General features: G+C 71.7%; 17 protein-coding genes and 2 pseudogenes. 4 read left to right on the top strand and 15 right to left on the bottom strand.

Annotation, left to right across the window (positions count from 1 at the left end):
• Window positions 1-601: 601 nt before the first annotated feature.
• The 9 genes from BCD49_RS13740 to BCD49_RS13700 form a co-directional block, all read right to left on the bottom strand.
• Complete coding sequence (locus BCD49_RS13740; RefSeq protein WP_007519258.1) at window positions 602-1,945, bottom strand: aspartate aminotransferase family protein; 1,344 nt, start codon at window positions 1,943-1,945, stop codon at window positions 602-604.
• Window positions 1,946-2,339: 394 nt separating this feature from the next.
• Complete coding sequence (locus BCD49_RS13735) at window positions 2,340-3,494, bottom strand: ABC transporter substrate-binding protein (protein ID WP_007512964.1); 1,155 nt, start codon at window positions 3,492-3,494, stop codon at window positions 2,340-2,342.
• Between the two features lie 314 nt (window positions 3,495-3,808).
• The gene (locus BCD49_RS13730) at window positions 3,809-4,672 is read right to left on the bottom strand and encodes an ABC transporter permease (RefSeq protein ID WP_007512962.1); all 864 of its coding nucleotides are present in this window, start codon (window positions 4,670-4,672) and stop codon (window positions 3,809-3,811) included.
• A complete protein-coding gene (locus BCD49_RS13725; RefSeq protein ID WP_007512961.1) occupies window positions 4,669-5,670 on the bottom strand; it encodes an ABC transporter ATP-binding protein in 1,002 nt (333 codons plus the stop codon). Before BCD49_RS13725 ends, BCD49_RS13730 begins: the two co-directional genes overlap by 4 nt.
• The gene (locus BCD49_RS13720; RefSeq protein ID WP_007512960.1) at window positions 5,667-6,710 is read right to left on the bottom strand and encodes an ABC transporter permease subunit; all 1,044 of its coding nucleotides are present in this window, start codon (window positions 6,708-6,710) and stop codon (window positions 5,667-5,669) included. Before BCD49_RS13720 ends, BCD49_RS13725 begins: the two co-directional genes overlap by 4 nt.
• Before the next feature lie 2 nt (window positions 6,711-6,712).
• The gene (locus BCD49_RS13715; RefSeq protein WP_007512959.1) at window positions 6,713-7,801 is read right to left on the bottom strand and encodes a TIGR03842 family LLM class F420-dependent oxidoreductase; all 1,089 of its coding nucleotides are present in this window, start codon (window positions 7,799-7,801) and stop codon (window positions 6,713-6,715) included.
• 94 nt (window positions 7,802-7,895) lie between these two features.
• Entirely contained in the window at window positions 7,896-9,386 is a 1,491-nt protein-coding gene (locus tag BCD49_RS13710) for a CoA-acylating methylmalonate-semialdehyde dehydrogenase (RefSeq protein ID WP_007512958.1), read from the bottom strand.
• A gap of 96 nt (window positions 9,387-9,482) precedes the next feature.
• The gene (gene hydA, locus BCD49_RS13705) at window positions 9,483-10,895 is read right to left on the bottom strand and encodes a dihydropyrimidinase (protein WP_007512957.1); all 1,413 of its coding nucleotides are present in this window, start codon (window positions 10,893-10,895) and stop codon (window positions 9,483-9,485) included.
• Between the two features lie 415 nt (window positions 10,896-11,310).
• The gene (locus tag BCD49_RS13700; RefSeq protein ID WP_007512956.1) at window positions 11,311-12,150 is read right to left on the bottom strand and encodes a nitrilase-related carbon-nitrogen hydrolase; all 840 of its coding nucleotides are present in this window, start codon (window positions 12,148-12,150) and stop codon (window positions 11,311-11,313) included.
• Window positions 12,151-12,417: 267 nt separating this feature from the next.
• Here BCD49_RS13700 and BCD49_RS13695 point away from each other — a divergent pair, with 267 nt between their 5' ends.
• Complete coding sequence (locus BCD49_RS13695; protein WP_007512955.1) at window positions 12,418-13,758, top strand: aminotransferase-like domain-containing protein; 1,341 nt, start codon at window positions 12,418-12,420, stop codon at window positions 13,756-13,758.
• A gap of 94 nt (window positions 13,759-13,852) precedes the next feature.
• Window positions 13,853-14,314, top strand: coding sequence for a nitroreductase family deazaflavin-dependent oxidoreductase (locus BCD49_RS13690; protein WP_007512954.1), 462 nt, complete (start codon window positions 13,853-13,855; stop codon window positions 14,312-14,314).
• A gap of 109 nt (window positions 14,315-14,423) precedes the next feature.
• On the opposite strand, the gene BCD49_RS13685 is transcribed toward BCD49_RS13690, so the two are convergent.
• The 4 genes from BCD49_RS13685 to BCD49_RS13670 all read right to left on the bottom strand — a co-directional run bounded on the left by BCD49_RS13685 (window position 14,424) and on the right by BCD49_RS13670 (window position 19,140).
• Window positions 14,424-15,251, bottom strand: a complete 828-nt coding sequence (locus tag BCD49_RS13685; RefSeq protein ID WP_007512947.1) for an alpha/beta fold hydrolase — start codon at window positions 15,249-15,251, stop codon at window positions 14,424-14,426.
• A gap of 108 nt (window positions 15,252-15,359) precedes the next feature.
• Window positions 15,360-16,853 (bottom strand): ATP-binding protein, encoded by a 1,494-nt coding sequence (locus BCD49_RS13680; protein ID WP_116439393.1) that lies wholly within the window; start codon window positions 16,851-16,853, stop codon window positions 15,360-15,362.
• Window positions 16,850-18,646, bottom strand: a complete 1,797-nt coding sequence (locus BCD49_RS13675; protein ID WP_027140104.1) for an FAD-dependent oxidoreductase — start codon at window positions 18,644-18,646, stop codon at window positions 16,850-16,852. Before BCD49_RS13675 ends, BCD49_RS13680 begins: the two co-directional genes overlap by 4 nt.
• A 20-nt stretch (window positions 18,647-18,666) precedes the next feature.
• Window positions 18,667-19,140 carry a DUF2218 domain-containing protein gene (locus tag BCD49_RS13670; protein ID WP_007512944.1) on the bottom strand — a complete coding sequence of 158 codons (474 nt, stop codon included), beginning with the start codon at window positions 19,138-19,140 and terminating at the stop codon, window positions 18,667-18,669.
• Between the two features lie 416 nt (window positions 19,141-19,556).
• On the opposite strand from BCD49_RS13670, the pseudogene BCD49_RS13665 reads away from it, so the two are divergent.
• Window positions 19,557-20,384 (top strand): annotated as a pseudogene (locus BCD49_RS13665) (aquaporin); the annotation flags it as partial.
• A gap of 390 nt (window positions 20,385-20,774) precedes the next feature.
• On the opposite strand, the pseudogene BCD49_RS13660 reads toward BCD49_RS13665, so the two are convergent.
• Window positions 20,775-22,100, bottom strand: a pseudogene (locus BCD49_RS13660) (AAA family ATPase); the annotation flags it as partial.
• A 117-nt stretch (window positions 22,101-22,217) separates the two neighbouring features.
• Window positions 22,218-23,081 carry a helix-turn-helix domain-containing protein gene (locus tag BCD49_RS13655; RefSeq protein WP_007512940.1) on the bottom strand — a complete coding sequence of 288 codons (864 nt, stop codon included), beginning with the start codon at window positions 23,079-23,081 and terminating at the stop codon, window positions 22,218-22,220.
• Window positions 23,082-23,285: 204 nt separating this feature from the next.
• Here BCD49_RS13655 and recQ point away from each other — a divergent pair, with 204 nt between their 5' ends.
• Window positions 23,286-25,211 (top strand): DNA helicase RecQ, encoded by a 1,926-nt coding sequence (gene recQ, locus BCD49_RS13650; RefSeq protein WP_007512935.1) that lies wholly within the window; start codon window positions 23,286-23,288, stop codon window positions 25,209-25,211.
• The last annotated feature ends 19 nt before the right edge of the window (window positions 25,212-25,230 follow it).

The raw sequence follows: 25,230 nt of genomic DNA, 5'->3' as shown, positions 1-25,230 counted from the left end.
GAGCGGCCACCCCTCGACCGCCGGAGTCGACACCACCCAGGGCGGCCGCCGAACCGGCCGCCGCGACCGGGCCACCGGCCACGACCGAGTCGCCGGATGTGTCCAGACAAGCCGGCGCCCGGGCACCGGAACGAGACCGCCCAGCATCAGCCACATCGGGCGGCGCGGCCTGGGACGACGGGACAGTGTCGTCCTGAATCTGGTCACCATACGTATCGAACACGGGTTCGACGATAAACCGAGGTGCCGATTTCGTCAAACATGGCCGAGAACAACGACCGCCATCAGGAAATTGCAGAGGACAACAGCGGGAGGATCTCGGATCAATGCAATTTAGAGACAGCTCGACTCTAGAAGAATGTGATCAAAATAGCAGGTCAGCACATACAGAAAGCCCGGCAGCCGGCAGAAAGAACACCCAAGTCGGCTTTATCTCGCCGGCGCTCCATAGCCCACCGCTACACCTGCAACGCGACCCGACCGGACCATGGGCCGGCGATCCCGGGTGTCCGCGGGTCATACGGGAACGCTGATCACCAGCGAGGCCTGCAACCACGGGCAGGAACCAACGGCTGCTAGCGGAATCAGCCGGCGCCGCGGTTCAGGTGCCGGTGACGTAACCGTCGGCGATGGTCAGGGCCTCGTCGAGGATCGCCAAGCCCTCACGAAGCTCGTCCACCGTGATCGTGCACGGTGGGACGACATGGACGCGGTTGAAGTGGGTGAACGGCCAGAGGCCGCGTTCCTTGCAGGCCGCGGCGATGGCGCCCATGGGGGCGGCGTCGGGGCCGGCGGCGTTGAACGGGACGAGCGGTTCCCGGGTCTCCCGGTCGCGGACGAGCTCTATAGCCCAGAAGACGCCGAGACCCCGGACCTCGCCGATGCTCGGATGGTTCGCGGCGAGTTTCGCGAGCTCCGGGCCGATGATGTCCGTTCCGAGCGTCCGGGCGTGCTCGAGGATGTCTTCCTCCTCGAACGCCCGGATCGAGCCGACGGCGGCGGCGCAGGCCAGCGGGTGGCCGGAGTAGGTGAGGCCGCCGGGGTAGGAACGGGTCGCGAACGCGTCGGCGACGCGCGGACCCATGATCACACCGCCCAGCGGGATATAGCCGGAGTTGACACCCTTGGCGAAACAGATCAGGTCGGGGACGACGCCCCAGTGGTCGACGGCGAACCATTCACCGCAACGGCCGAAGCCGGACATGACCTCGTCGAGAATCAGCAAGATGCCGTGCTGGTCGCACAGCTCGCGCACGCCGGCCAGATAGCCGTCCGGCGGGACGAGGATGCCGTTGGTGCCGACGACCGTCTCCAGCAGCACGGCGGCGATCGTCGACGGGCCTTCCATGGCGATCACGTCCGCGAGGTGCGCGAGGGCGCGTTCGCCTTCCTGCTCGACGCTCTCGGCGTAGAACGGCGACCGGTACGGGTAGGGGCCGAAGAAGTGGACGACGCCGGGGATGCCCGGCTCGCTGGCCCAGCGGCGTGGTTCGCCGGTCAGCACGATCGAACCGCCGGTGGCGCCATGGTAGGACCGGTAGGTCGTCAGGATCTTGTGCCGGCCGGTCACGAGGCGGGCCATGCGGACGGCGTTCTCGGTCGCCTCGGCGCCGCCGTTGGTGAAGAAGACCTTGTCAAGGTCGCCGGGCGCATGCGACGCGATGAGCCGGGCCGCCTCGGAGCGGGCCTCGTTCGCGTGGAACGGGGCGATGGTCGTCAGTTTCTGGGCCTGCTCGACGATGGCCGCGATGACCTTGGGGTGTTGGTGGCCGATGTTGGCGTTCACCAGCTGGGAGGAGAAGTCCAGGTAACGCTTGCCGGACTCGTCCCAGAACGAACTGCCCTCGGCGCGGTTGACCACCAGTGGGGTGAGGGCCGCCTGTGCCGACCACGAGTGAAAGACGTGCTTGCGGTCGTCCTCATACGTCTTGCTGTTCGTCCCCATGGAACCCGCTGCCTCCTCGCCGCCAGGGCTTGTCACTACGCTGCCGCGCTGCTGCGCCGCCGTGTCGCCCGCGCCGCCGGGCAAGCCCGGCCGGCCGTGCCGCCGTGCCTCCGCGCGCCGCCGTCCGTGCCGCCACGCGCCGCCGTGCCGCCCGCGCCGTCCGCGCCGCCACGCGCCCCCGCGCGGCCGGCTCCCGACCGGCTGCTCCTCAGGAAACACCGAGGCGGTGCCTGGACGCGAGCAAACACCAGGCCGGCTCGCCCGCGGCGCGGGTGGGGTACGCGCCGCGGGACGAGCCGGTGGATCAGTTGGTTACTCGACCTAGTTGGCTGGTTACTCGACTCGGTCGGCTAGTCGATCTAGTTGGCTAGTCGATCTGGTTGGCTGCTCGGTCTCAGACGCCGCCGGCTTCCAGCGTGACGGTCGCCGGCTTGAAGCCGCTGCCGGTGACGTCGACGCCCTCGCCCTTAAGGTCGGCGAGTGCCTTGGTGACGTAGTCGTTCGTGTAGGCGAGTCCCTCGGGGTCGCCCTTCAGGACGGTGTCACCGTCGGCGTTCTTGGTGCCCTTGGCGATGGTGACGGTCTGGTCCCACTTCGCCTTGTCGATGAGGCCGATGCCGTTCGGCGACGGCCAGATCAGCTTGTTGATCTCGTTGACCTGCCAGAGCTGGTGGCTCTTGCCGAGCTTCGAGCCGGCGGCGACGACCAGGTCGCGGCAGTCCTCCGGGTTGTCGCGGCAGTAGATCCAGCCCTTGATCGACGCCTCGACGAACTTCGTCGACGTGTCCTGGTAGGCCTTGTCGCTCTGCAGTTTGTCGGTGTTCGCCCAGATGGCATCCTGCAGCATCGCGGTGCCGACGTCGTTCCAGTTCATGGTGTTGAAGTCACTCGGCTGGTAGAGCTTGCCGGTCGCCGGGTTCGTCGCCTCGAGTACCTGGGCGTACTCGTTGTAGCTCATCGCCTGGGCGGCGTCGATGTCGCCGGACAGCAGACCCTTCATGTCGAACTGCTGCTGGACCAGCGTGATGTCCTTGGACGGGTCGACATTGGCCTTGGTCATCCCGGCGAACAGCTCGTACTCGTTGCCGAAGCCCCAGTCGCCGACCTTCTTGCCCTTGAGATCGGCCGGGGTGGTGATGTTCTTGTCCTTGAAGCTGACCTGCAGCGTGCCGGACCGCTGGAAGATCTGCGCGATGTCGGTGATCGCCGCGCCCTGCTCGCGCGACGCCAGCGCCTTCGGCACCCAGGCGATCGCGAAGTCGGCCTTGCCCTGGGCGAGCACCGTCTGCGGGACGATGTCGGTGCCGCCCTCGAGAATGGTGACGTCGAGGCCGGCGTCCTTGAAGTAGCCCTTCTCCTTCGCCGCGATGTAGCCGGCGAACTGCGCCTGGGTGAACCACTGCAGCTGCAGCTTCACCGGCGTGAGCCCGGCGGCGCTGCTGCTGCCATCGCTCGGCGTGGTCGAATCGTCGTCACTCGAGCTACACGCCGCCAGTGCCAGCGTGACAGCGAGTGCCGCCGCCAGCCCTCCGGCCAAACGTCGTTTCATGTCCCCTCCACCTGCTTGGGCCGTCGCGGAACCGGGAACGACGCCCAGGCCCCTCTCGTCTGGTCGTCCGGACTCCGGAGTCCGTGATGTTCGTCAGCGGGCCGCACCGCCCGCGCCTCGCCTCGGATCCACCGGGCCACGCCGCCCGCCGACGAACCGGATGTCCACGGGCCGCGCCGCCCGCCTGGCGGCCCGGTTCGCCGCTCACCTGCCGCCTACGTATTGGTAAGGCCTCAGTACTGGTTAGCCTCAGTACTGGTTGGCCTATGTGTTGGTTGGCCTACCTACTTTGGTTGGCCCGTGCGTTGGTTGGCTTACGTCCCGGCTGTCGACCCCGACCCGCGCCGCCACGGGGTGGCGAGCCATTCGAGCAGGCCGGCGATGAGGTAGACCGCGATCCCGAGCACGCACGCGGCGAGGACGAACGCCCACGCGCGCGGGTAGGCCGTGTTCGCCGCGGCCGAGGTGATCCGCGAGCCGAGCCCGTTCTGCCGCCCGCCGAAGTACTCGGCGACGACGGCGGCGATCACCGCCAGCGACGACGCCACCCGGAAGCCGGTGAAGATGTACGGGATCGCGCCCGGCAGCTGCACCGTGCGGGCGAACCGCCACCGGCCGACGGCGAGCGAGCGCATCAGCTCCCGCTGCACCTCGGGCACCTGCCGCAGCCCGCGCACCGTGTTCACGTACACCGGGAAGAAGACCACGATGGCGACGACGAGGCGCCGCGGCACCGACGACGTCGTCGAGAACATCGAGTTGAACAACGGCGCGAGCGCGATGATCGGGATGGCGTTCATCGCCGCCGCGATCGGCGCGAGCAGCCCGTCGACGATCCTCGAGCTGGCGGCGACGAGCGCGGCGACCAGGCCGGTCACCAGGCCGACGACCAGCCCGACCAGCGCGTTCGAGCCGGTCGCCCTGGACGTGTCGACGATGACGCGGAAGCTGTGCCGGAACTGCGCCCAGATCTCCGACGGCGCGGGCAGCAGGTACGGCTTGATGTCGTAGGCCTGGACGTAGGCCTCCCACAGCGCGACGACGACGACACCGACGACGATCGGCGGGAGGACGACGGCCAGCCGCGCCCGCGCCCGGACGCCGCCGGCGCCTCTGGTGCTGTTGGTGCTGTTGGCATTTCCGGCTGGTCGCGGGCCTGGGCCCGGCCCGCCCGTCACGAGTCGCCTCCGGCTCGCAGCGCCTCGCGCACGGCCGTGACGGCCTGGAAGAACGCCGCCTGCTCACGGACGTCCTCGGCCTCCGCGACGGCGTCCTCCAGTGCGGGCGCGCCTCCGCTCTCCCCCGGCGCGGGGACTCGGCCGGGAACGTCGATGTCGATGATCCGGGTGATCCGGCCGGGCCGGGGCGACATGACGGCGACCCGGTCGGAGAGGAACACCGCCTCGGGGATCGAGTGGGTGACCAGGATGACGGTCGTCGACGTCTCCAGGCGGATCCGGGCGAGCTCCGCCTGCATCCGCTCCCGGGTCATCTCGTCGAGGGCGCCGAACGGCTCGTCGAGCAGCAGCAGTGGCGGGCGCTCGGCCAGTGCCCGGGCGATCGCGACCCGCTGCTGCATGCCGCCGGAGAGCTGGGCCGGCCAGTGACCGGCGAAGTCGCCGAGGCCGACGAGTTCGAGCAGCTCACGAGCGCGTTCGCGGCGCTCCTTCTTCTTGACGCCGTGTACCTGCAGCGGCAGCTCGATGTTGCCGGCGACGGTGCGCCACTCGAGCAGCCCGGCCTGCTGGAACGCGATGCCGTAACGCTGGGACTGGCGGGCGGCCCGGGCCGACTCCCCGAAGACCCGTACCTCCCCGCGGGTCGCCTCGACCAGGTCGCCGATGAGGCGCAGCAGCGTCGACTTGCCGCAGCCGGACGGGCCGATCAGCGAGACGAACTCACCCGGCGCCACGGTCAGGTCGATGCCGGTGAGCGCGATGGTCGCCCCGCCGCCGGCGACGGGGAACACCTTGTCGACGCCGACGACCTCCACGGCCGGCGTCGACGCGGAGCCGCCTGCCGACTTCCCGAAGGGGGCCGGTTCCGTGGATGCGGCCGACGCGGCCGACGCGGCCGACGCGGCCGGTACCGCGGGCGCGTCCGGCGCGTCCGGCACGTCCGGCACGTTCGGCGCGGCGGCGCCGGCGGCCGGGGTCTGCGGCGGCGTCGAGGTCATGTGCGCACCTTCTGGGTCTTCTGCGTCTTCTGGGTCTTCGAGGTGCCCTGGCCCACGCCTGGGCCCACACCTGGCTGTGCGGGACGGCCCCGGCGCGTGCTCAGCGCCAGCTCGGCGAGTGAGATCAGCCCGGCGACGAGCAGGCCGGTGACGGCGGCGCCGAGCACCGCGTCGTAAAGCTTCGTCGCGTCGCTGGTGGCGGACTGCGAGTAGGCGATGATCAGGCGGCCGACCCCGCCGGCCGTGCCGGTGGAGATCTCCGCGACGATCGCGCCGATCACCGCCGAGGCTCCGGCGAGCCGCAGCGCCGGCAGCAGGAACGGGATGGCGGCGGGCAGCCGCAGCCGCAGCAGCGTCTGCCACCAGGAGGCGGCGTAGCTGCGCATGAGTTCGACGGCGTTCGCGCCCGGCGACTGCAGGCCGCGCAGCATGCCGACCGAGACCGGGAAGAACGCGAGGTAGGCGGCGATCAGCGAGACCGTCATCCAGCCTTGCCATTCGAGCGTGCCGAGCTTCAGCTTGCCGCTCCAGCCGGCGACGAGCGGCGCCAGCGCGATCAGCGGCACGGTCTGGCTGGCGATGATGTACGGCAGCAGGCCGCGCTCGACGATCTTTACCCGTGCCATCGCGACGGCGAGCAGCACCCCGACGACGACGCCGGCGACGAGGCCCACGAGCGCCACCCGCAGGGTGAACCAGATCCCCTTGAGCACCGCGACGCCGACCGTCTGGCTGTCGGCGGTGTTGACCTCCTTGTGCCCGAGCTGGGCGAGCACCGACCAGACGTGCGGCATCGAGGTGTCGTCGTTGCGGGGCAGCACCGGCACCCCGAACAGCCGGCCGCCGTGCGGCGAGCCGACCAGCTTGTAGAGCTCCCACACCGCGCAGACCAGCACCACGGCGGCTATGGCGAGCGCCACCCGCCGCAGCCGGTCCCCCCAGCCGCCGGCCGGCGCGGGTCCTGGCCCGGCGGCGGAACCGACGTCGTCGCCGCCAGCCGGGGCTGGCCGTTCGAACGCCGACTGGTCGACGGTGGTCACGGTCACGGCGCCTCGCCCGACGTGCTCTCACCCGACGTGCTCTCGGCCGGCTCCTTGGCGCGGACCGTCTCGGCGATCGCCGGTATCACCCGCTCGCCGTAGGCCTCCAGCGTCGCCATCTTGGCGTCGTGCTGGAGGTAGACCGCGAACTGGTCGACGCCGAGCGCGGCGAGCTCCGTCAGCCGGCGCACGTGCGCCTCGGCGGGGCCGAGCAGGCAGAACCGGTCGACGATCTCGTCCGGGACGAACGTGGTGTGGGTGTTCCCCGCCCGGCCGTGCTCGTTGTAGTCGTAGTCGGTGCGGCCCTTGATGTAGTCGGTCAGCGCGGCCGGGACGGCGGAACCGCCGCCCGGAGACCCGGCCCCGTAGCGGGCGACCAGGTCCGCGACGTGGTTGCCGACCATGCCGCCGAACCAGCGGCACTGGTCGCGCTGGTGGGCCATCGAGGCGTCGTCACCCGGGCCGACGTAGGCGGGGGCGGCCACGCAGATCTTCACCGACGCCGGGTCACGGCCGGCGGCCGCCGCCGCGGTACGCACGGCGTCGATCGTCCAGGCGGTGATGTCCGGGTCGGCGAGCTGCAGGATGAAGCCGTCGCCGACCTCGCCCGCCAGCGCCAGCGCCTTCGGGCCGTAGCCGGCGACCCAGATGTCGAGCCGGCTCTCCGTGCCCCAGGGGAAGCGCAGTCTGGTGCCGCCCACCTCKGCCTCGCGGCCGTTCGCGAGCTCGCGGACCACCCCGATGCAGTCGCGCAGGGTCGCGAGTGTGGTCGGCTTGCCGTTCAGGACGCGGACGGCGGAGTCGCCGCGGCCGATGCCGCAGATCGTCCGGTTGCCGTACATCTCGTTGAGGGTCGCGAACAGCGAGGCGGTGACCGTCCAGTCCCTGGTCGCCGGGTTCGTGACCATCGGGCCGACCACCACCTTGCGGGTGGCGGCCAGGATCTGGCTGTAGATGACGAACGGCTCCTCCCACAGGAGGTGGGAGTCGAACGTCCACACGTGCGAGAAGCCGAGCGTCTCGGCCTGGCGGGCCAGTTCCACCACCCGGGAGGCCGGCGGGTTCGTCTGCAGCACGACGCCGATATCCATGAGCTCGCCTCCCGATCGTTGCCTGAGTACGTCGCCCGCCCACGGCCGCCGCGCTGGTCGGGCGCGGCGGCCGGGACGGTTGGTGCTACCGGGCTTACCGCGTGCGCGGGAAGCCGAGCTCCACCGAGCTGGTCGCCGGATCCGGCCAACGGGTCGTGACGACCTTGGTCTTCGTGTAGAAGCGAATGCCGTCCGGGCCGTACATGTGCAGGTCACCGAACAGCGACGCCTTCCAGCCGCCGAAGCTGTAGTAGGCGACCGGCACCGGGATCGGCACGTTGACGCCGACCATGCCGGCCTGGACATCGAACGTGAAGCGGCGGGCGGCGCCGCCGTCCCGGGTGAAGATCGCCACGCCGTTGCCGTACGGGTTGTCCTCGACGAGCTTCACCGCCTCGGTGTAGGTCTCGCACCGGACGACCGCGAGCACCGGGCCGAAGATCTCGTCGGTGTAGACCTTGCTGGTCGGCGACACGTTGTCGACCAGGCTCGGGGCGAGGAAGAAGCCGGGGCCGGAGTACACCGGGTCCTCGCGACCGTCGACCACGAGGGTCGCGCCGTCGACCTTGGCCGTGTCCAGGTAGCCGGCGATCTTGTCGCGGGCCTCCCGGGTGATGACCGGGCCCATCTCGCTGTCCGGGTCGGCGCCCGGGCCGACCTTGATCTTGCGTACCCGCTCGGCGATCGCCTCGACCAGCGGGTCGGCCGCGTCGCCGACGGCGGCGACGACCGAGACCGCCATGCAGCGCTCGCCGGCCGACCCGTAGCCCGCCGAGACGGCCGCGTCGGCCGCCGCGGCGATGTCCGCGTCCGGCAGCACGATCATGTGGTTCTTCGCGCCGCCGAGCGCCTGCACCCGCTTGCCGGCCGCCGTACCCGTCTCGTAGACGTAACGCGCGATCGGCGTCGAACCGACGAAGCTGACGGCCTCGACGTCCGGGTGGGTGAGCAGGGTGTCGACGGCGAGCTTGTCGCCCTGCAGAACGGTGAACACGCCCTCGGGCACGCCGGCCTGGGCCAGCAGGTCGGCCAGCAGCAGCGAGGTCGACGGGTCGCGCTCGCTGGGCTTGAGGATGAACGCGTTGCCGCAGACCAGGGCGTTGGAGAGCATCCACAGCGGGACCATCGCCGGGAAGTTGAACGGCGTGATGCCCGCGACGACCCCCAGCGGCTGGCGGATCTCGTGGACGTCGACACCCGTCGACACCTGCTCGGAGAAGCCGCCGCGCAGCAGGCTCGGCGCGCCGCAGGCGAACTCGACGTTCTCCAGGCCACGGGCGAGCTCACCCAGGGCGTCGTCGACGGTCTTGCCGTGCTCGGCGGTGATGAGCTTCGCGAGCTCCGTGCGGTTCGTGTACAGCAGCTCGCGGAAGCGGAACATCACCTCCGCGCGCCGGCCGAGACCGGTCCGGCGCCAGGCGGGGAACGCCGCCCTCGCGCTCGCGACGGCCGCGTTGATCTCGTCCAGGTTGGCCAGGGCGACCTGCGCCGCCTGCTCGCCGGTCGCCGGGTTCCACACCGGCCCGAACCGGCCCGAGGTGCCCGCTACCGCCTTGCCGTCGATCCAGTGCCCGATTTCCCGCATCGCGTCCCTCTCCGGTCCATCCGTCTCGACCCGCCCAGCCTGCCACGCACGGGCCGTTGAACTGAGTGCTCACTTAGTATGGGTGAGCGGGCCGGGTCAACGCAGGTACTGGGTCAGGCCGCGGCGCAGGTACTGGCCGTGGCCGGCGCGGCCATGGAAGGCACCGCCCGCGACGACCGTGGTCCCCCGAGAGAACACGGTGTCGACCTTGCCGGCGATCTCGAAACCCTCCCAGGCCGAGTGGTCCAGGTTCATGTGGTGGGTCGCGACGCCGATCGTGGTCGTCGCGCTCGGGTCGTAGATGACGATGTCCGCGTCCGATCCCGGCGCGATCACGCCCTTCTTCGGGTAGAGGCCGAACATCCGGGCCGGCGTCGTCGAGCAGGTCTCCACCCAGCGCTCCAGCGACAGCCTGCCGGTGGCCACGCCCTGGTAGACGAGGTCCATCCGGTGCTCCACGGTGCCGATCCCGTTCGGGATCTTCGTGAAGTCGCCGCGGCCGAGCTCCTTCTGGTCCTTGAAGCAGAAGGGGCAGTGGTCGGTGGAGACGATCGCGAGGTCGTCGGTGCGCAGCCCGCGCCACAGGTCGTCGCGGTGCGGCTCGTCCCGCGGGCGCAGCGGCGGGGAGGCGACCCACTTGGCCCCCTCGAAGCCGGGGGCGCCGAGCTGGTCCTCCAGGGTCAGGTAGAGGTACTGCGGGCAGGTCTCCGCGAACACGTTGCGCCCGGCCGTCCGGGCGGCCGACACGTGCGCCAGCGCCTCGGATGCCGACAGGTGCACGAAGTACAGCGGGGTGTTGCCGGCGACCTGGGCGAGCACGGTCGCCCGGTGGGTGGCCTCGCCCTCCAGCGCCGACGGCCGGGTCAGGCCGTGGAACACGGGGTCGGTATCGCCGCGGGCGACGGCCTGGGCGGCCAGCACGTCGATCGCGATGCCGTTCTCCGCGTGCATCATGATCAGCGCGCCGTTGTCGGACGCCTTCTGCATCGCCCGCAGGATCTGGCCGTCGTCGCTGTAAAAGACACCCGGGTAGGCCATGAACAGCTTGAAGCTGGTGATCCCCTCGTGTTCGACGAGGTAGTCCATCGCCTTGAGCGCCTCGTCGTCGACCCCACCCATGATCATGTGGAAGCCGTAGTCGATCGCGCAGTTGCCGTCCGCCAGCGCGTGCCAGGCGGCGAGCCCGTCCTGCACGACCTCCCCGGTGCGCTGCACGGCGAAGTCGATGATCGTGGTGGTGCCGCCCCAGGCGGCGGCCTTCGTCCCCGATTCGAAGTCGTCCGAGGCGAACGTGCCGCCGAAGGGCAGCTTCATGTGCGTGTGGACGTCCACCCCGCCCGGGACGACGTACTTCCCGGTGGCGTCGACGACCTTGTCCGCGGCGACTCCGCTCGCCGTGGCGATGCCCGGGGCGTAGAGCGCGGCGATCGTCTCGCCGTCGACCAGCACGTCGGTCGGGCTGGCGCCGAGCGGTCCGACGACGGTCCCACCGGTGATCAGCGTCTTCATCGAGGCTCCTTTGCTGGTTCGCTCCGTCCGGGCGCCGCGCTCCGGCCCCTTGCTCGCTTCGCTCCCAAGGGACCTCCGCGCGGCGTCCTCCTCCGCTCACGTGCCTTCCGGCGACCTCCGCTGCGGCGCGCCCACCTCGCTTCGCTCGTGGGCACGCCTCCGCGGAGGCACGCCTCCGGGCCGCACGGTGGCGTTCCGCTGAACGTCACCAAACCGAAGCTGCATCTCCGCAGGGCCACTTCACGACCTCCGAAATCGGCTTCGCCGATTCCGCAGGGACCCCGTCGCTCGGGGCCGGGCCTCCGCAGAGGCGCGCCTCCGCGCCCAGCACGGTCACCTTGCGCGGGAGCGTCACCAAGCCGGGGTCCGGGCTGGCCTGGTGACATCGCTTCGCTCGGGGACGGGGAACGAGTTGTCAGGGGGCGGTGAGGTCGCCGTACTGGTCAGGGCGGCGGTCGCGGTAGAACGCCCACCGGTTGCGCACCTCGGTCAGCAGGTCCATGTCCAGGTCACGGACCATCAGCTCCGGCTCGTGCGAGTCGCCCGTCCCGTCGACGAACTTGCCCTCCGGGTCGACGAAGTAGGACGTGCCGTAGAAGTCGTCGTCGCCGAGGTCCTCGACGCCGACCCGGTTGATCGCGCCGATGAAGTACTCGTTCGCGACGGCGGCCGCCGGCTGCTCCAGCTTCCACAGGTAGTTCGACAGGCCTCGCGAGGTCGCCGACGGGTTGAACACCAGCTCGGCGCCGTTCAGCCCGAGCGCCCGCCAGCCCTCCGGGAAGTGCCGGTCGTAGCAGATGTAGACGCCGACCCGGCCGACCGCGGTGTCGAACACCGGGTAGCCCAGGTTTCCCGGCCGGAAGTAGAACTTCTCCCAGAAGCCCTGCACGTGCGGAATGTGGGTCTTGCGGTACTTGCCGAGGTACTTCCCATCGGCGTCGATCACCGCGGCCGTGTTGTAGAGGACGCCCGGCTGCTCCTGCTCGTAGACCGGCAGCACCAGCACCATGCCGAGCTCGGCGGCCAGTGCCGCGAAGCGCTCGACGGTCGGGCCGGGCACCGACTCCGCGTACGCGTAGTACTCCGGGTCCTGCACCTGGCAGAAGTACGGGCCGTAGAACAGCTCCTGGAAGCACATGACCTTGGCGCCCTGCTCGGCCGCCGACCGGGCGTACTCCTCGTGCGCCTTGATCATGGATTCCTTGTCGCCCGTCCATTTCGCCTGGACGAGCGCCGCACGGATGACCCTGCTCATCGCCTTCGCTCTCCCTCCCGCACCGCGCCCCGCCGCCCGCCGGACGGTCGTCCCGGCGCCGCCACGACGGGCGCCGCGGCCCCGTCCGACAGGACCACCGAACTCGCCATCGCGCCAGTCCACCGACCACTGGGCGTTTGTGGTGCCCGCAGACTACTGTCACACTCTGGTCCGGACAATTCTCGCTTTGTTTCTTATTGTTACAGGCGCTGTTACCGGCAGGGGTCTGCTACCAGCAAGGGTCAGCTACCAGCAAGGGGCGACAGCATGATCGGCGCGATCACCTCGGCGATCGACGACCGCTCCGCGCGCGGCATCGCGGGCACCGTCAGCCGGCTGGTCATGTCGGGCACCCTGCCGGCCGGTACCCGGCTGCCCACCGTCCGCGAGCTCGCCACCGAGCTCGGCATCAGCCCCACCACGGTGAGCCAGGCCTGGCGCACCCTCGCCCGCGCCGGCGTCATCTCGCCGCGCGGCCGCGCGGGGACGTTCGTGCTGGCCGGCCCCCCGGCGAGCGCCGACCCGCGCCGTTACCGCCGGATCACCCGCAGCCCCGGCCGGCTCCCGCACGACTACTCCACCGGCACCCCGGACGTGGCGCTGCTGCCCGACCTCGCGCCGATGCTCGCCCGGGTGGCCAGCGGCGGCAACCTGACCGCCAGCTACCTGGACGACCCGGTGCTGCCCGCGCTCGAGAAGGCGCTGCGCGTCCGCTGGCCGTTCCCACCCGCCGCGCTGACCGTCGTCGACGGCGCGCTCGACGCGCTGGACCGGGTGACCGGCGTGCTGGTCGGCTTCGGCAGCCGGGTACTGGTCGAGAACCCGTGCTTCCCGCCGCTGCTCGACCTGCTGGAGGCCGTGGGCGCCGAGGTGGTGGCGCTGCCGCTCGACGAGGAGGGCATCCAGCCCGGCGCGCTGCGCGCGGCCCTGTCCGCGGCCGCCGGCGCCGAGCCGGTGGCGCTCTACCTGCAGCCGCGCGCGCACAACCCGGCCGGCGTGAGCATGACACCCCGGCGCGCCGAGGCGCTCGCGGCGCTGCTCGAGGGGCACGGGGTGACGGTCATCGAGGACGATCACATCGGCGACGTCGCCGCCGCGGCGCCCCTCAGCCTCGGAACCCACCTGCCCGAGGCGACCATCCACATCCGCAGCTTCTCCAAGAGCCACGGCCCCGACCTGCGGCTGGCCGCGGTCGGCGGGGTCGAGTCGGTCGTGAACGGCGTCGTCAGCCGCCGGATGCTCGGGCCCGGCTGGTCGAGCCGCCTGCTGCAGGCCGTGCTCGCCGAGCTCCTCGACGACGACGACACCGAACAGACGCTGGCCCACGCCCGCGAGGTCTACGCGAACCGCCGCGAGCGGATGACGGCCGCGCTCGCCGGCCGCGGCGTGCGCGCCCAGGCCGGCGACGGCATCAACCTGTGGATGGAGGTGGCGGACGAGCAGGTCGCGCTGGTGTCGCTCGCCTCCCGCGGCATCGGCGCCGCCCCCGGTACCCCCTTCGAGGCCGCTCCCCTCGGCGCCGCCCACCTGCGCGTCACCGTGGGCCTCATCCCCGACGACGACATCGACGCCGTGGCCACCCTGCTGGCCGAGGCCGCCCACGGCTGACGCCGAGCCGTCCTCACCGCGGCGCGAGGAGCCGTCCTCACCGCGGCGCGATGAGCCGTCGTCGCCCGGACGGCACCGGTGGAGGATGGGGACCATGAGCGAGTCGACGACACCGACGGACAGCCCGAACAAGTGGGTTGCCGATCACACCCGCACATATCTGGAAAGCGGTGGCGAGGAGGGGCACCTCTGGTACGGCCCGAACGGTGACCTCGCCGAGGGCGTGCCGACGCTGCTGCTGACGACGATCGGCCGGCGTTCCGGCCAGCCCCGGCGCACCGCGCTGATCTACGGGCAGGACGGCGACGACTACCTGGTCGTCGCGTCGAAGGGCGGAGCGCAGGAGCATCCGCTCTGGTACCGAAACCTGGTCGACAACCCCGAGGTCGAGCTGCAGGTGAAGGCGGACACGTTCAAGGCGACCGCCCGCACCGCGACGCCGCAGGAGAAGGCCCGCCTCTGGCCGACGATGGTCGAGGTCTGGCCGCCGTACGCCGACTACCAGACGCGCACCGACCGGGACATTCCGGTCGTCATCCTCACCCGCGCCTCCTGAACCGAGCGCGCGGCAGCGATCCCTGAGACGAGGCGGTAGAGGGCTTGGGGGTAGAGGGCTTGGGGCCGTGAACCGGGAATCATCCCGGCATCACGGCCCCAGCCACGCCTCACCCCTTGATGAAGGCGATCAGGTCCTCGGAGAACTCGGCGCTGTGGTCGCCGCACAGGCCGTGCGGCGCGCCCGGGTAGACCTTGAGCGTCGCGTCCTTGACGAGCTTCGCGGTCCGGTACGCCGAGGCGACGATCGGGACGATCTGGTCGTCGTCGCCGTGCGCGACCAGGGTCGGGACGTCGAACTTCGCCAGGTCGTCGGTGAAGTCGGTCTCGGAGAACTGCTTGACGCAGTCGTAGGCGGGCTTGAGACCCGCCTGCATGCTCATCAACCAGAACGCGTCGATGACGCCCTGGGACACGGCCGCGCCCGGCCGGTTGAAGCCGTAGAAGGGCGTGGCGAGGTCTCGGTAGAACTGGGACCGGTCCGCGAGCACGCCGGCCCGGATGCCGTCGAAGGCGTCGATGGGCAGGCCCTCCGGGTTGGCCTCGGTCTTCAGCATCAGCGGCGGGACGGCCCCGAGCAGGACCGCCTTCGCCACCCGGAAGGTCCCGTGCCGGCCGAGGTAGCGGGCGACCTCGCCACCGCCGGTGGAGTGGCCGACGTGGACGGCGTCGTGCAGGTCCAGCGTCGTCACCAGCTGCGCCAGGTCGTCGGCGTAGGTGTCCATGTCGTTGCCGGTCCAGGTCTGGGTGGACCGGCCGTGCCCGCGCCGGTCATGCGCGATCGCCCGGAACCCGGCGTCGGCGACGGCCTTCAGCTGGGAGTCCCAGGCGTCCGCGTTCAGCGGCCAGCCGTGGCTGAACACCACCGGCCGCGCCGAGGGCGCGCCCCAGTCCTTGTAGAAGATCTCGGCACCGTCGCTGGTCGTGATGAAGGGCATGATCTTCCTCCCGGAGATGGCGTGGAGATCGGCCGGGCAGGCGTCACCGGCGACGTCCAGGTATCTGCCCGCTCCGTCTCGGGCGGCAACCCCGCCCAGCCATCCCCCTCAGACCGGCGGGCCGAGCGGTGTCGGCTGGGCGCGCGGGAGGCTGACCTGGAAGCGGGTGTCGCCGGGCACGGAGCTGACGACGCGCAGATCGCCGTGGTGCTTGTTGACGACGATCCGCCAGGAGATGTCCAGCCCAAGACCGGTGCCCTCGCCGACGGGCTTGGTGGTGAAGAAGGGCTCGAAGATGCGGCCGACAACGTCGGCCGGGATGCCGGGGCCGGTGTCGCCGATCTCGACCGTGATGGACTCGTCGTCGCCCCAGGTACGCAGCGTCAGCGTGCCGGTGCCGCCCATCGCCGAGACGGCGTTGTCGATCAGGTTCGTCCAGACCTGGTTCAGCTCGGCGGCGTAGACCGCGATCGGCGCCAGGGTGCGGTCGAAGTCCTTCACGACCTGGATGCCGTCGCCGATCTTGCGCCCGAGCATGACCAGCGTGCTCTTGAGCAGGTCGTGGATGTCAACGGTCTGGAACGGGGCACGGTCGAGCTGGGAGTACTGCTTGGCCGCGCCCACGAGCGTGGACACCCGGGTCGTCGAGTCCTCGATCTCGTTCATGAGCAGCTCGGTCTCGACGGTGTAGCCCAGCCAGCGGACCGCGCTCGACAGGTGCTCGCCGCCCACCAGCTCGGCGACCTGGTCAAGCCAGCCGATGTCGAGGCCCGCCTGCACGAACACCGGCGCGACGTCCCAGCCGAAGTCGATGCTGTGCTCGTCGAACCAGTCGCCCAGCTCGTCCTCACGGTCACTCGCCTCCAGCGGCGAGAGCGTCGGCGCCTTGGCGACCCGTTCCGCCGCCTCCTCCTGCAGGCGGATGAGCGTGCTCAGCACCGCCTTGTCGTACAGGCCGTCGGCGATGAGGCTGAGCTTGTGCCGCATGMCGGCGACCCGCTCGCGCAGGCCCGCCGTCGCCCGTACGGCGGCGGCCGCCGGGTTGTTGAGCTCGTGCGTCAGGCCCGCCGACAGCGCGCCGAGGGCGAGCAGCCGTTCACGCTGCCCGACGGTCTCCTGGAGATTGCGCAGCCCGAAGAACAGGCCCTCCAGCAGGTGCACGGCCATCGGGAACCAGTCACGCATGAGGAACGAGAACTGGTCGGCGTCGAGCACGAAGAACCGCGCCGGCCGGACCGCCCGTAGCGACTGCGGGTAGGTCTGCGGGACCCGGTCGCCCAGGTACGCGTTCCAGGCACCGCCGTAGACGCCCCGGTGGTCGGTCCGGCTGATCTCGACGTCCACGCCCTGGACCCGCTTGATGACGGAGACCTCGCCCTCGAGCAGGATCACGAACAGCTCCGCCGGCTCGCCTTCGACGATCACCATTCCCGACTCGGCCTCGATGACCCGGCCCCGCTCGCACAGCCAGGCGAGTTGGTCGTCGGTGAGCTTCTCGAACAGGAACAGCGTCCGCAGCTCGTCAACGCTGCACGGCAGCCCGCCGACCGCAGGCGACGCGGTCTGGGCCGTGGCGCCCTGGGACGCCTGGTCCGCGCTCATGCGAGGTACCTGTGCACGAGCGCGATGGCCATCGCGCCCTCGCCGACCGCCGAGGCGACTCGTTTCACTGACTCCGACCGTGCGTCTCCGGCCACGAACACCCCCGGCAGGCTGGTTTCCAGGTGATATGGGTCCCGGTCGAGCGTCCAGCCGCGCGGGCGCCGCCCGTCGACGACCAGATCCGGACCGGTGATGACGAAGCCGTGCGCGTCGCGCTCGACGGTGCCATCGAGCCAGTCGGTACGCGGCTCGGCGCCGATGAAGACGAACAGCCGGCTGGCCGGGACCGTCTCGGTCGCGCCCGTCGAGCTGTCGCGAAGGGTGAGGGTGCCCAGATGCTCGTCACCCTCGCCTCCGATCACCTCCGTACAGGTCCGCACGGTGATGTTCGCGATCCTGGCGATCTGCTCGATCAGGTAGTGCGACATCGAGGCCTGCAGCGACCGGCCGCGCACCAGCATCGTCACCGACCGAGCGTGCCGGGCGAGGTAGACCGCCGCCTGGCCGGCCGAGTTGGCCGCGCCGACGACGTAGACGTCCTCGCCGGCGCAGCCGGCGGCCTCGGTGAGCGCGGAGCCGTAGAACACCCCGCGGCCGGTCAGCCGGTCGAGCCCGGACGCCGGCAGCTGGCGGTAGGCGACGCCGGTGGCCAGGACGACGGTGTGCGCGCCGAGCTCCCCGCCGTCGGCGAAGCGGACCATGCGGGTGTTGCCCGCCGTCCGCAGCCCGACGACCTCGCGGGCGGTGATCACCTCCGCCTGGAACTTGACGGCCTGGCGGCGCGCCCGGTCGGTGAGCTGCGCGCCGGACACACCGTCGGGGAAGCCCAGGTAGTTCTCGATCCGGGAGCTCTGCCCGGCCTGGCCGCCGGTGGCCGTGCGTTCGATGAGCACGGTCTTGAGGCCCTCGGACGCCGCGTACACCGCCGAGCCGAGGCCGGCCGGCCCGCCGCCGATGATGATGACGTCGTAGAAGTCCTCGCACGGGGTGGTGCTCAGCCCGACCTCGGCGGCGATCTGGGCGTCGGTCGGGTTGACGAGCGCGGTCCCACCCGGCGTCACGACCACCGGCAGCGCGACGGTGTGGCCGTTCGCCGCCGCACCGTTCGGGCTCCCGCCCCCGACCGCGGGCAGGTCGGTGTCCGCGAGGGCGGCGGTGTCCGCGGAGGCGTAGGTGTCGGCGGCCACGGGGATGGGGGTGTCCGCGGTGGCGGCGGCGAGCAGGCGGCGGCCCTCCGGCTCGTCCGCGAGATACCACCGGTAGGGCACCTGGTTGCGGGCGAGGAACTCGCGGACCTCGTACGACCGGGAGGACCACCGGTCGCCGACGACCCGGGTCTCCAGCACCGGCCGGCGCTCCGATCGGTTCCAGGCGTCCAGCAGCGCGTCGATGACCGGGTAGAGCTTCTCCTCCGGCGGGTTCCACGGCTTGAGCAGGTAGTAGTCGAGATCGACGACGTTGATGGCCTCGATGGCCGCGTTGGTGTCCGCGTAGGCGGTCAGCAGCACCCGCTTCGCGTCCGGGTACAGGTCCATCGCCTGCTCGAGGAACTGGATGCCGTCGAGCTGGGGCATCCGGTAGTCGGCGACCAGCACGGCGACGTGGCCRCCGCGCAGCTTCATCTCGCGCAGGGTGTCGAGTGCCTGCGGGCCCGACTCCGCCCGCACGATCCGGCACTGTTCGCCGTAGCGGCGGCGCAGGTCGCGGGCGACCGCGCGGGAGACGCTCGGGTCGTCGTCGACGGTCAGGATCGCCGGCCGGCTCGCGCCGGCCGGCGCCGGAGCGGTGGCCATGGCGGTGGTCACGGTCTCGGTCACGCTCGGTCCCCCTGGCGCAGGCGGCCAAGGCCGGTGGTCGCGGCCGAGCGGGCCCGGCCGAGGATCGCGTGCCCGGCGGCCACGGCGCGGGTTGCGGCCGAGTCCTCCGAGCCGGGTGCCCGGTGCCAGCGCACGGCGAGCTCGGCCCGGGTGCCGAACCGCTCCAGATGGCGCCCGACGACGTACTCGACCTCGCCCAGGGCGGGCTTGGTCGGCGCCTCGGCGGCCAGCGTGAGCACGTCGTCGCCGCTGGTCAGCAGGCAGCTGCCGCCGCCCGCGAGCACGAGCCGGGTGCCGCCGTTCTCGTTGCGCACCTCACAGCGGTGACCGAGGTGCGAGGCGAGCTGTTTGGCGTATCGGGCCGGCGTGGCGGTGGCGACGTCGGCGCGGGAGGTGAACTCGGCGCCGCTGGCGCCGCCGGTGGGCCCGGCGCCGGGGGCGTCATCGCTGAACACGGAACCAGAAGACATATATGGAGATCCTGAGGGGCCTGGAAGGTCGGGACTGCCTGGCACGCGCGGGATGCTGGTCACGGTCGACTCCATGCTCGGGCCGGCCGCCGGGGCAGGCGGCCGCGGGGGAACGCCCCGACCCACTGCTCCCGGACCGGCGGAAAACAACCCGGCACCTATGAGCATAGATATCCAACGGCCGGGCCACCCGGTCAAACGCGTCCCGCGGCCGGCCAGCCGAGCCGGAGGCTCGCCGCGCAATCAGCCCGACTGCTCCAGATGTCCGCCTGTCCGAGGCACCGATGTCCGCGGCCCGGGCCGGGCGACCAGCGGGAACGGGTTGTCCGCGCACGTCCGGGTACCTCGGCCAGGAATCCAAACCGGTAGCGCAGCGTCGCAATCCGGATACAGAAGGACGAGGGAGGCGAACCGATGTGAGCGCGATCGCGCGGACGGCCGCGAGAGCCACGACGGCCGGGCAGGCGAAACCGGACGAGGCCGCACGAACATGGTTAAGGCCCTGCGTCGCGGAGGGGATCGGCACGTTCTTCCTGGTGCTCGGCGGCGTCGGCACGGCCGTGCTCGCCGGCGGCTTCATGGGGGCGCTCGGGGTCGCGCTCGCCTTCGGCCTGACCCTGCTCGTACTGGTCTATGTGATCGGCCCGGTCTCCGGCTGCCATGTGAACCCGGCGGTGACGGTCGGCCTGTGCGCGGCACGCAAGATCACGCCCAAGCTCGCCGGCGCCTACATCGTCGCGCAGTGCCTGGGCGCGATCCTCGCCGCGGCGACGGTCTGGCTGATCGCCGACTCCGGGCCGTTCGGCTACTCAGCCGGGGCGCAGGGCCTCGGCGCGAACGGGTACGGCGTGCACTCGCCCAGCGGCTTCGGCCTCGGCGGGGCGTTCCTGGCGGAGCTGGTCCTCACCGGCCTGCTCGTGTTCACCGTGCTCGGCGCGACCCACGTCCAGGCCCCGGTCGGTTTCGCCGGCATCGCGATCGGCTTCGTGCTGACCGTCGGCAACCTGGTCGCGATCCCGATCGACAACGCGTCGATCAACCCGGCGCGCAGCCTGGGCCCGGCGGTGTTCGCCGGCGGGTGGGCACTCGGCCAGCTGTGGCTGTTCATCGTCGCGCCGCTCATCGGGGCGCTGCTCGCGGCGGCCATCCATCTGGCGTTGCGGCCTGGGCCGCGGGTCCGCACGTCGACGGCCTTCCGGGCGCTGCCGGAGGAGTCCGCGTACCGACTCGCGCAGGAGGCGGCGCGGCTCGAGGGTGTGCGGCTGTCGCTGGAGGACCTGATCCGGATACCGGTCGGCGGCCCGCACCGGCCGGACGCACGGCGCGAGCCGGTCGCGTCGACGGCGCKGGCGCGGTCGGACGGGGCTGCCTCAGACCTCTATCCGGACGACCAGCCCAGGGGCGACACGAGGATGTCCCGCGCGGACCGGCCCGGCACGGACCAATCCAGCGCCGACCGATCCGACCGATTCGGCGGGCGCTAGGGACGCGAGGCGAAGTACCAGCTCACGCGGCCGGGCCCCGATCCTGAGGCTCGGCCGCCGGGCTGGGGCTTGGCCACCGGGCCGAGGGCTTGGCCACCGGGCCGGAGGCGCGGGAGGAGGCGGTCAGGAGGCTCTGGGTTCCCGCTGGGAGGGTTCCTGCTGGGGACGCGGCCACGCCGGGTCCCGCAGGGGCCGCACCGGGGGGAAGTACTCGCGCCTGGCGGGGACGCTGACCAGCTCCCGCTCTGGATAGCGCACGGCGGTGAGCGCGCCGCCGAAGCAGCAGCCGGTGTCCAGGCACAGGGTGTTGTTCACCCATTCGTGCTCGTCCGCCGGGGTGTGACCGTAAAGCACCATCGCCCGGCCGCGGTAATCCTCCGCCCACGGTAACCGGACCGGCAACCCGTACTCGTCGCGTTCCCCGGTGGTGTCACCGAAGAGCGCGAACGCCAGCACCCGGCCGGAGTCGCGGCCGTGGTAGGCCTCCTTCAGCCCCGCGTGGGCGACGACCAGGGCGCCGCCGTCCAGCACCAGGTGCCCGGCGAGCCGGGCGCAGAAAGCGAACGCCTCGGCGAGGAACCCTTCCGGCTCCGCGACCAGCAGCTCCAGGGTACGGGCGAGGTTCCGGCCGACCTTCACCCGGCCGCCCGGACCGGCTCCCCGCAACGCCCTGACCAGCTTGTGCTCGTGGTTGCCCGCGACGGCGAGCGCGTCGCCGGTCGCGGCCATGCCCATCGCGAGGCGCAGCACGCCGGCCGGGTCCGGCCCACGGTCGATGAGGTCGCCGACGAAGACGACGCGCCGACCGGCCGGATGGCGCGCGCCGACCGGCCGGCCCGCCTCGTCCCGGTGCAGGACGTAGCCGAGCCGGTCGAGCAGCTCCTCGAGCTCCTCGCGGCAGCCGTGCACGTCGCCGATGACGTCGAACGGCCCGTGCTCGTCGCGCCGGTCGACCGCCGACCGCCGGGTGGCGACAGTGGCGGCGTCCACCTCGGCGGCCGAGCGCAGCACGTGGACGGCCGCGAACCCGTCGCCGGCGAGCGTGGGAACGCCTGCGCGCAGCTGGGCGTACTGGCGCCTGACCACCCCGGCGGCGACGGGCCGGCTGGCCCGCTCCCCCGCGCGGCGGACGCACAGCTGTTCGGGCAGGTCGAGCACGACCGCGACGGCCGGGACGTCGTACTCCGCCGCGAGCTCCAGCAACGGACGGCGCGCCGCCGGCTCGACGTTGGTGGCGTCCACGACGGTCAGCAGACCCCTGGCCAGCCGGTGCCGGATGACCAGGTGCGCCACCTCGAACGCGGCCTGGGTCGCCGACTGGTCACGCTCGTCGTCGGCGACCATCGCCCGGCAGGCGTCCGACGACACGACCTGGGCGGGCCGGAAGTGCCGGGCCGCGAAGGCCGACTTCCCGCTGCCGGCGATGCCGACCAGGACGACCAGGCACAGCGCCGGCACGTACAGCGGTTCGGGCAGCGGATCGGACACGTCCCTATTGTTCCCGAGCGCCGCGCGCCGATTCCGCCCGCTGGAATACCCGGCTGCCCGTTGGTGCCCGGCGCGGTCACGCCCTCGGGGGCCGGGCTGCCCGGATCACGCCGGCCCGGCGGAGCGCGACCTGGCGGCGAAGGCGGCGATCAGCTCTCGCGAGGCCTCCGGGGCCGCCGCCACCCGCTCGGCGCCGCCGAGGCCGGCGACGTAGATCTCCACCTCGGTGGGCTCCTCGATGAACCGCGGCATGCCGAGCCGCTCGGCATAGGCGACGGGCCCGAGGTCCTGGTCATCGAAGCCGAACACGGTGAAGGCGACGCCTTCGGCGCCGTGCGCCGGCGCCGTGAACGGGATGACCCGCACCGCCACGCCTGGCGTCTCGACGCGGCGAAGGATGTGGTCCCACTGCCCGGCCATCACCTCGGGGCCACCGATCACCCGGTGGAGCACAGCCTCGTCCAGGAGCACGGTCAGCAGGGGCGGCCGCTCACGGTCGAGCAGGCGCTGGCGGCGCAGGCGCAGCGCGACCCGGCGGTCCCACGCCTCGGCTCTCGCGCCCCTCACCGCGCCGAACAGCGCGCTGGCGTAGTCGGGGGTCTGCAACAGGCCGGGAACGACGGAGGTGCTGTGCACCCGGATGCTGGTGGCGCCGTCCTCCAGCCCGAAGAACGTGGCGGAGCCGGCCGGGAACAGGTCCATGTACTCCTGCCACCACTCTCGGCCGCGGGCCTGTCTGACCAGTTCCTCCAGATCCCGGCGCTCGGCCTCGTCGACCTCGACCAGACTCACGATCGCCGCCAGGTCCTGGATACGAATGCCGGAGATGCCGGTCTCCATCCGGCTGACCTTCGCCGCGGAGCACTCCAGCCCGCGGGCCAGCTCCTCGATCGTCAGCCCAGACCGTTGCCGGTACCGCCGGACGCCCTGCGCGAGCCGCCGACGGGCGACGACCACGTTCGTCGCCATGACGAAGCCTCCAACTCCCCCACCACAGCCTTTTCCTACCCCGTGGGCCGATCCAGGCACCGGCAGCGTACTTCGCACCGAAATTTGTAAGTTGCAATTTGACGCTCGGATCGCCGTGGCGAGGCCGGCGGCCGGAGCCCTCTGGTTGTCCACAGCCGGGACGGCGCGGGCGACCTTGTCGCAGCGGCCTCCTACAGTGGCCGGGTGACCTTGCCTGTGACCGAGACCCCGGGCGCCTCCGTCCAGGCGCCGAGCTCACCCCCGCCGGCCTCGGCGGCCGCCGCGAGTCCGGTGGGCGCGGCCCAGCAGGTGCTGCGGCGGGTGTTCGGCTACGAGTCGTTCCGCGACGGGCAGCAGGAGATCATCGAGCACGTCATCGACGGAGGCGACGCGCTCGTGCTGATGCCGACGGGCGGTGGGAAGAGTCTCTGCTACCAGATCCCCGCGCTCGTCCGGCCCGGCACCGGGGTCGTGGTCTCGCCGCTGATCGCGCTCATGCAGGACCAGGTCGACGCGCTGCGGGCGCTCGGCGCGCGGGCCGACTTCGTCAACTCCACCCAGGACCCCGACCAGCGCAGGACGGTGGAGGCGCTCTTCCTCGCCGGGGAGCTGGACCTGCTCTACCTGGCGCCCGAGCGCCTGCGGCTGCCGTCGACGATGGACCTGCTCGGCCGGGGCAAGATCGCACTGTTCGCGATCGACGAGGCTCACTGTGTCGCGCAGTGGGGCCACGACTTCCGGCCCGACTACCTGGCACTGTCGGCGCTGCGGGAACGCTGGCCGGACATCCCGCGGGTCGCGCTCACCGCGACGGCGACCCCGGCGACGCACCAGGAGATCACCGACCGGCTCGGCCTGGAGAACGCCCGGCACTTCGTCGCCGACTTCGACCGGCCGAACATCTCCTACCGGATCGTGCCGAAGAAGGAGCCGAAGCGGCAGCTGCTCGACCTGCTGCGCACGGAGCACGCCGGCGACGCGGGCATCGTCTACTGCCTGTCGCGGTCGTCCGTCGAGCAGACCGCCGACTTCCTCGTCACGAACGGAATCGCCGCGCTGCCGTACCACGCGGGCCTGGACTCGCGGGTCCGGGCGACGAACCAGTCGCGGTTCCTGCGCGAGGACGGCCTGGTCATGGTCGCCACCATCGCGTTCGGCATGGGCATCGACAAGCCGGACGTACGCTTCGTCGCCCACCTCGACCTGCCGAAGTCGCTCGAGGGCTACTACCAGGAGACCGGCCGCGCCGGCCGCGACGGCCTGCCATCCACCGCCTGGCTCGCCTACGGCCTGCAGGACGTCGTCCAGCTCCGCAAGATGATCGACTCGTCGGACGGCGACGTGGCGCACCGCCGCCGCCAGAGCGCCCACCTCGACGCGATGCTGGCGCTGTGCGAGGCGGTCGAGTGCCGCCGCGCCGGCCTGCTCGCCTACTTCGGGCAGGAACGCGCCGGCTCCTGCGGCAACTGCGACACCTGCCTGTCCCCGCCCGAGACCTGGGACGGGACGGTCGCCGCGCAGAAACTGCTCTCGACCGTGCTGCGCCTGGCCAGGGAGCGCCGGCAGAAGTTCGGCGCCGGCCAGGCCATCGACATCCTGCTCGGTCGCACCACCCCGAAGGTGACCCAGCACGAGCACCAGACGCTGACCGTCTTCGGGATCGGCACCGAGCTGAACGAGTCGCAGTGGCGCGGCGTCGTCCGCCAGCTGCTGGCACAGGGGCTGCTCACCGTCGAGGGCGAGCACGGCACCCTGGTGCTCACCGACGCGAGCGCCGAGGTGCTGCGCGGGGCGCGCAAGGTCCCGATGCGCCGCGACCCCGAACGCCCCGCCAGGACATCCGGCGGCTCCCGCGGCGGCGGGTCGGCCGAGGGCAAGGCCAAGCGCGCCGCCGCGGTCGTCGACCTGTCGGCCGAGGCCACCGCCGTCTTCGAGCGGCTACGCGCCTGGCGCGCCGCCAGCGCCAAGGAGCAGGGCGTGCCCGCCTACGTCATCTTCCACGACGCCACCCTGCGGGAGATCGCGAGCCGGTCTCCCGCCACCCTCACGGAGCTGGCCACCATCAACGGCGTGGGCGAGAACAAGCTCGCCAAGTACGGCCAGCAGGTCCTCGACACCCTCGCCGGCTGACCCCGGTCAGGCGCGCCTG

This window comes from Pseudofrankia sp. EUN1h (genome assembly GCF_001854645.1).
Classification (GTDB): Bacteria; Actinomycetota; Actinomycetes; order Frankiales; family Frankiaceae; genus Pseudofrankia; species Pseudofrankia saprophytica.
The sequence above is the reverse complement of the archived record's forward strand: the minus strand, read 5'-3'. Positions and strand labels throughout refer to the sequence as shown.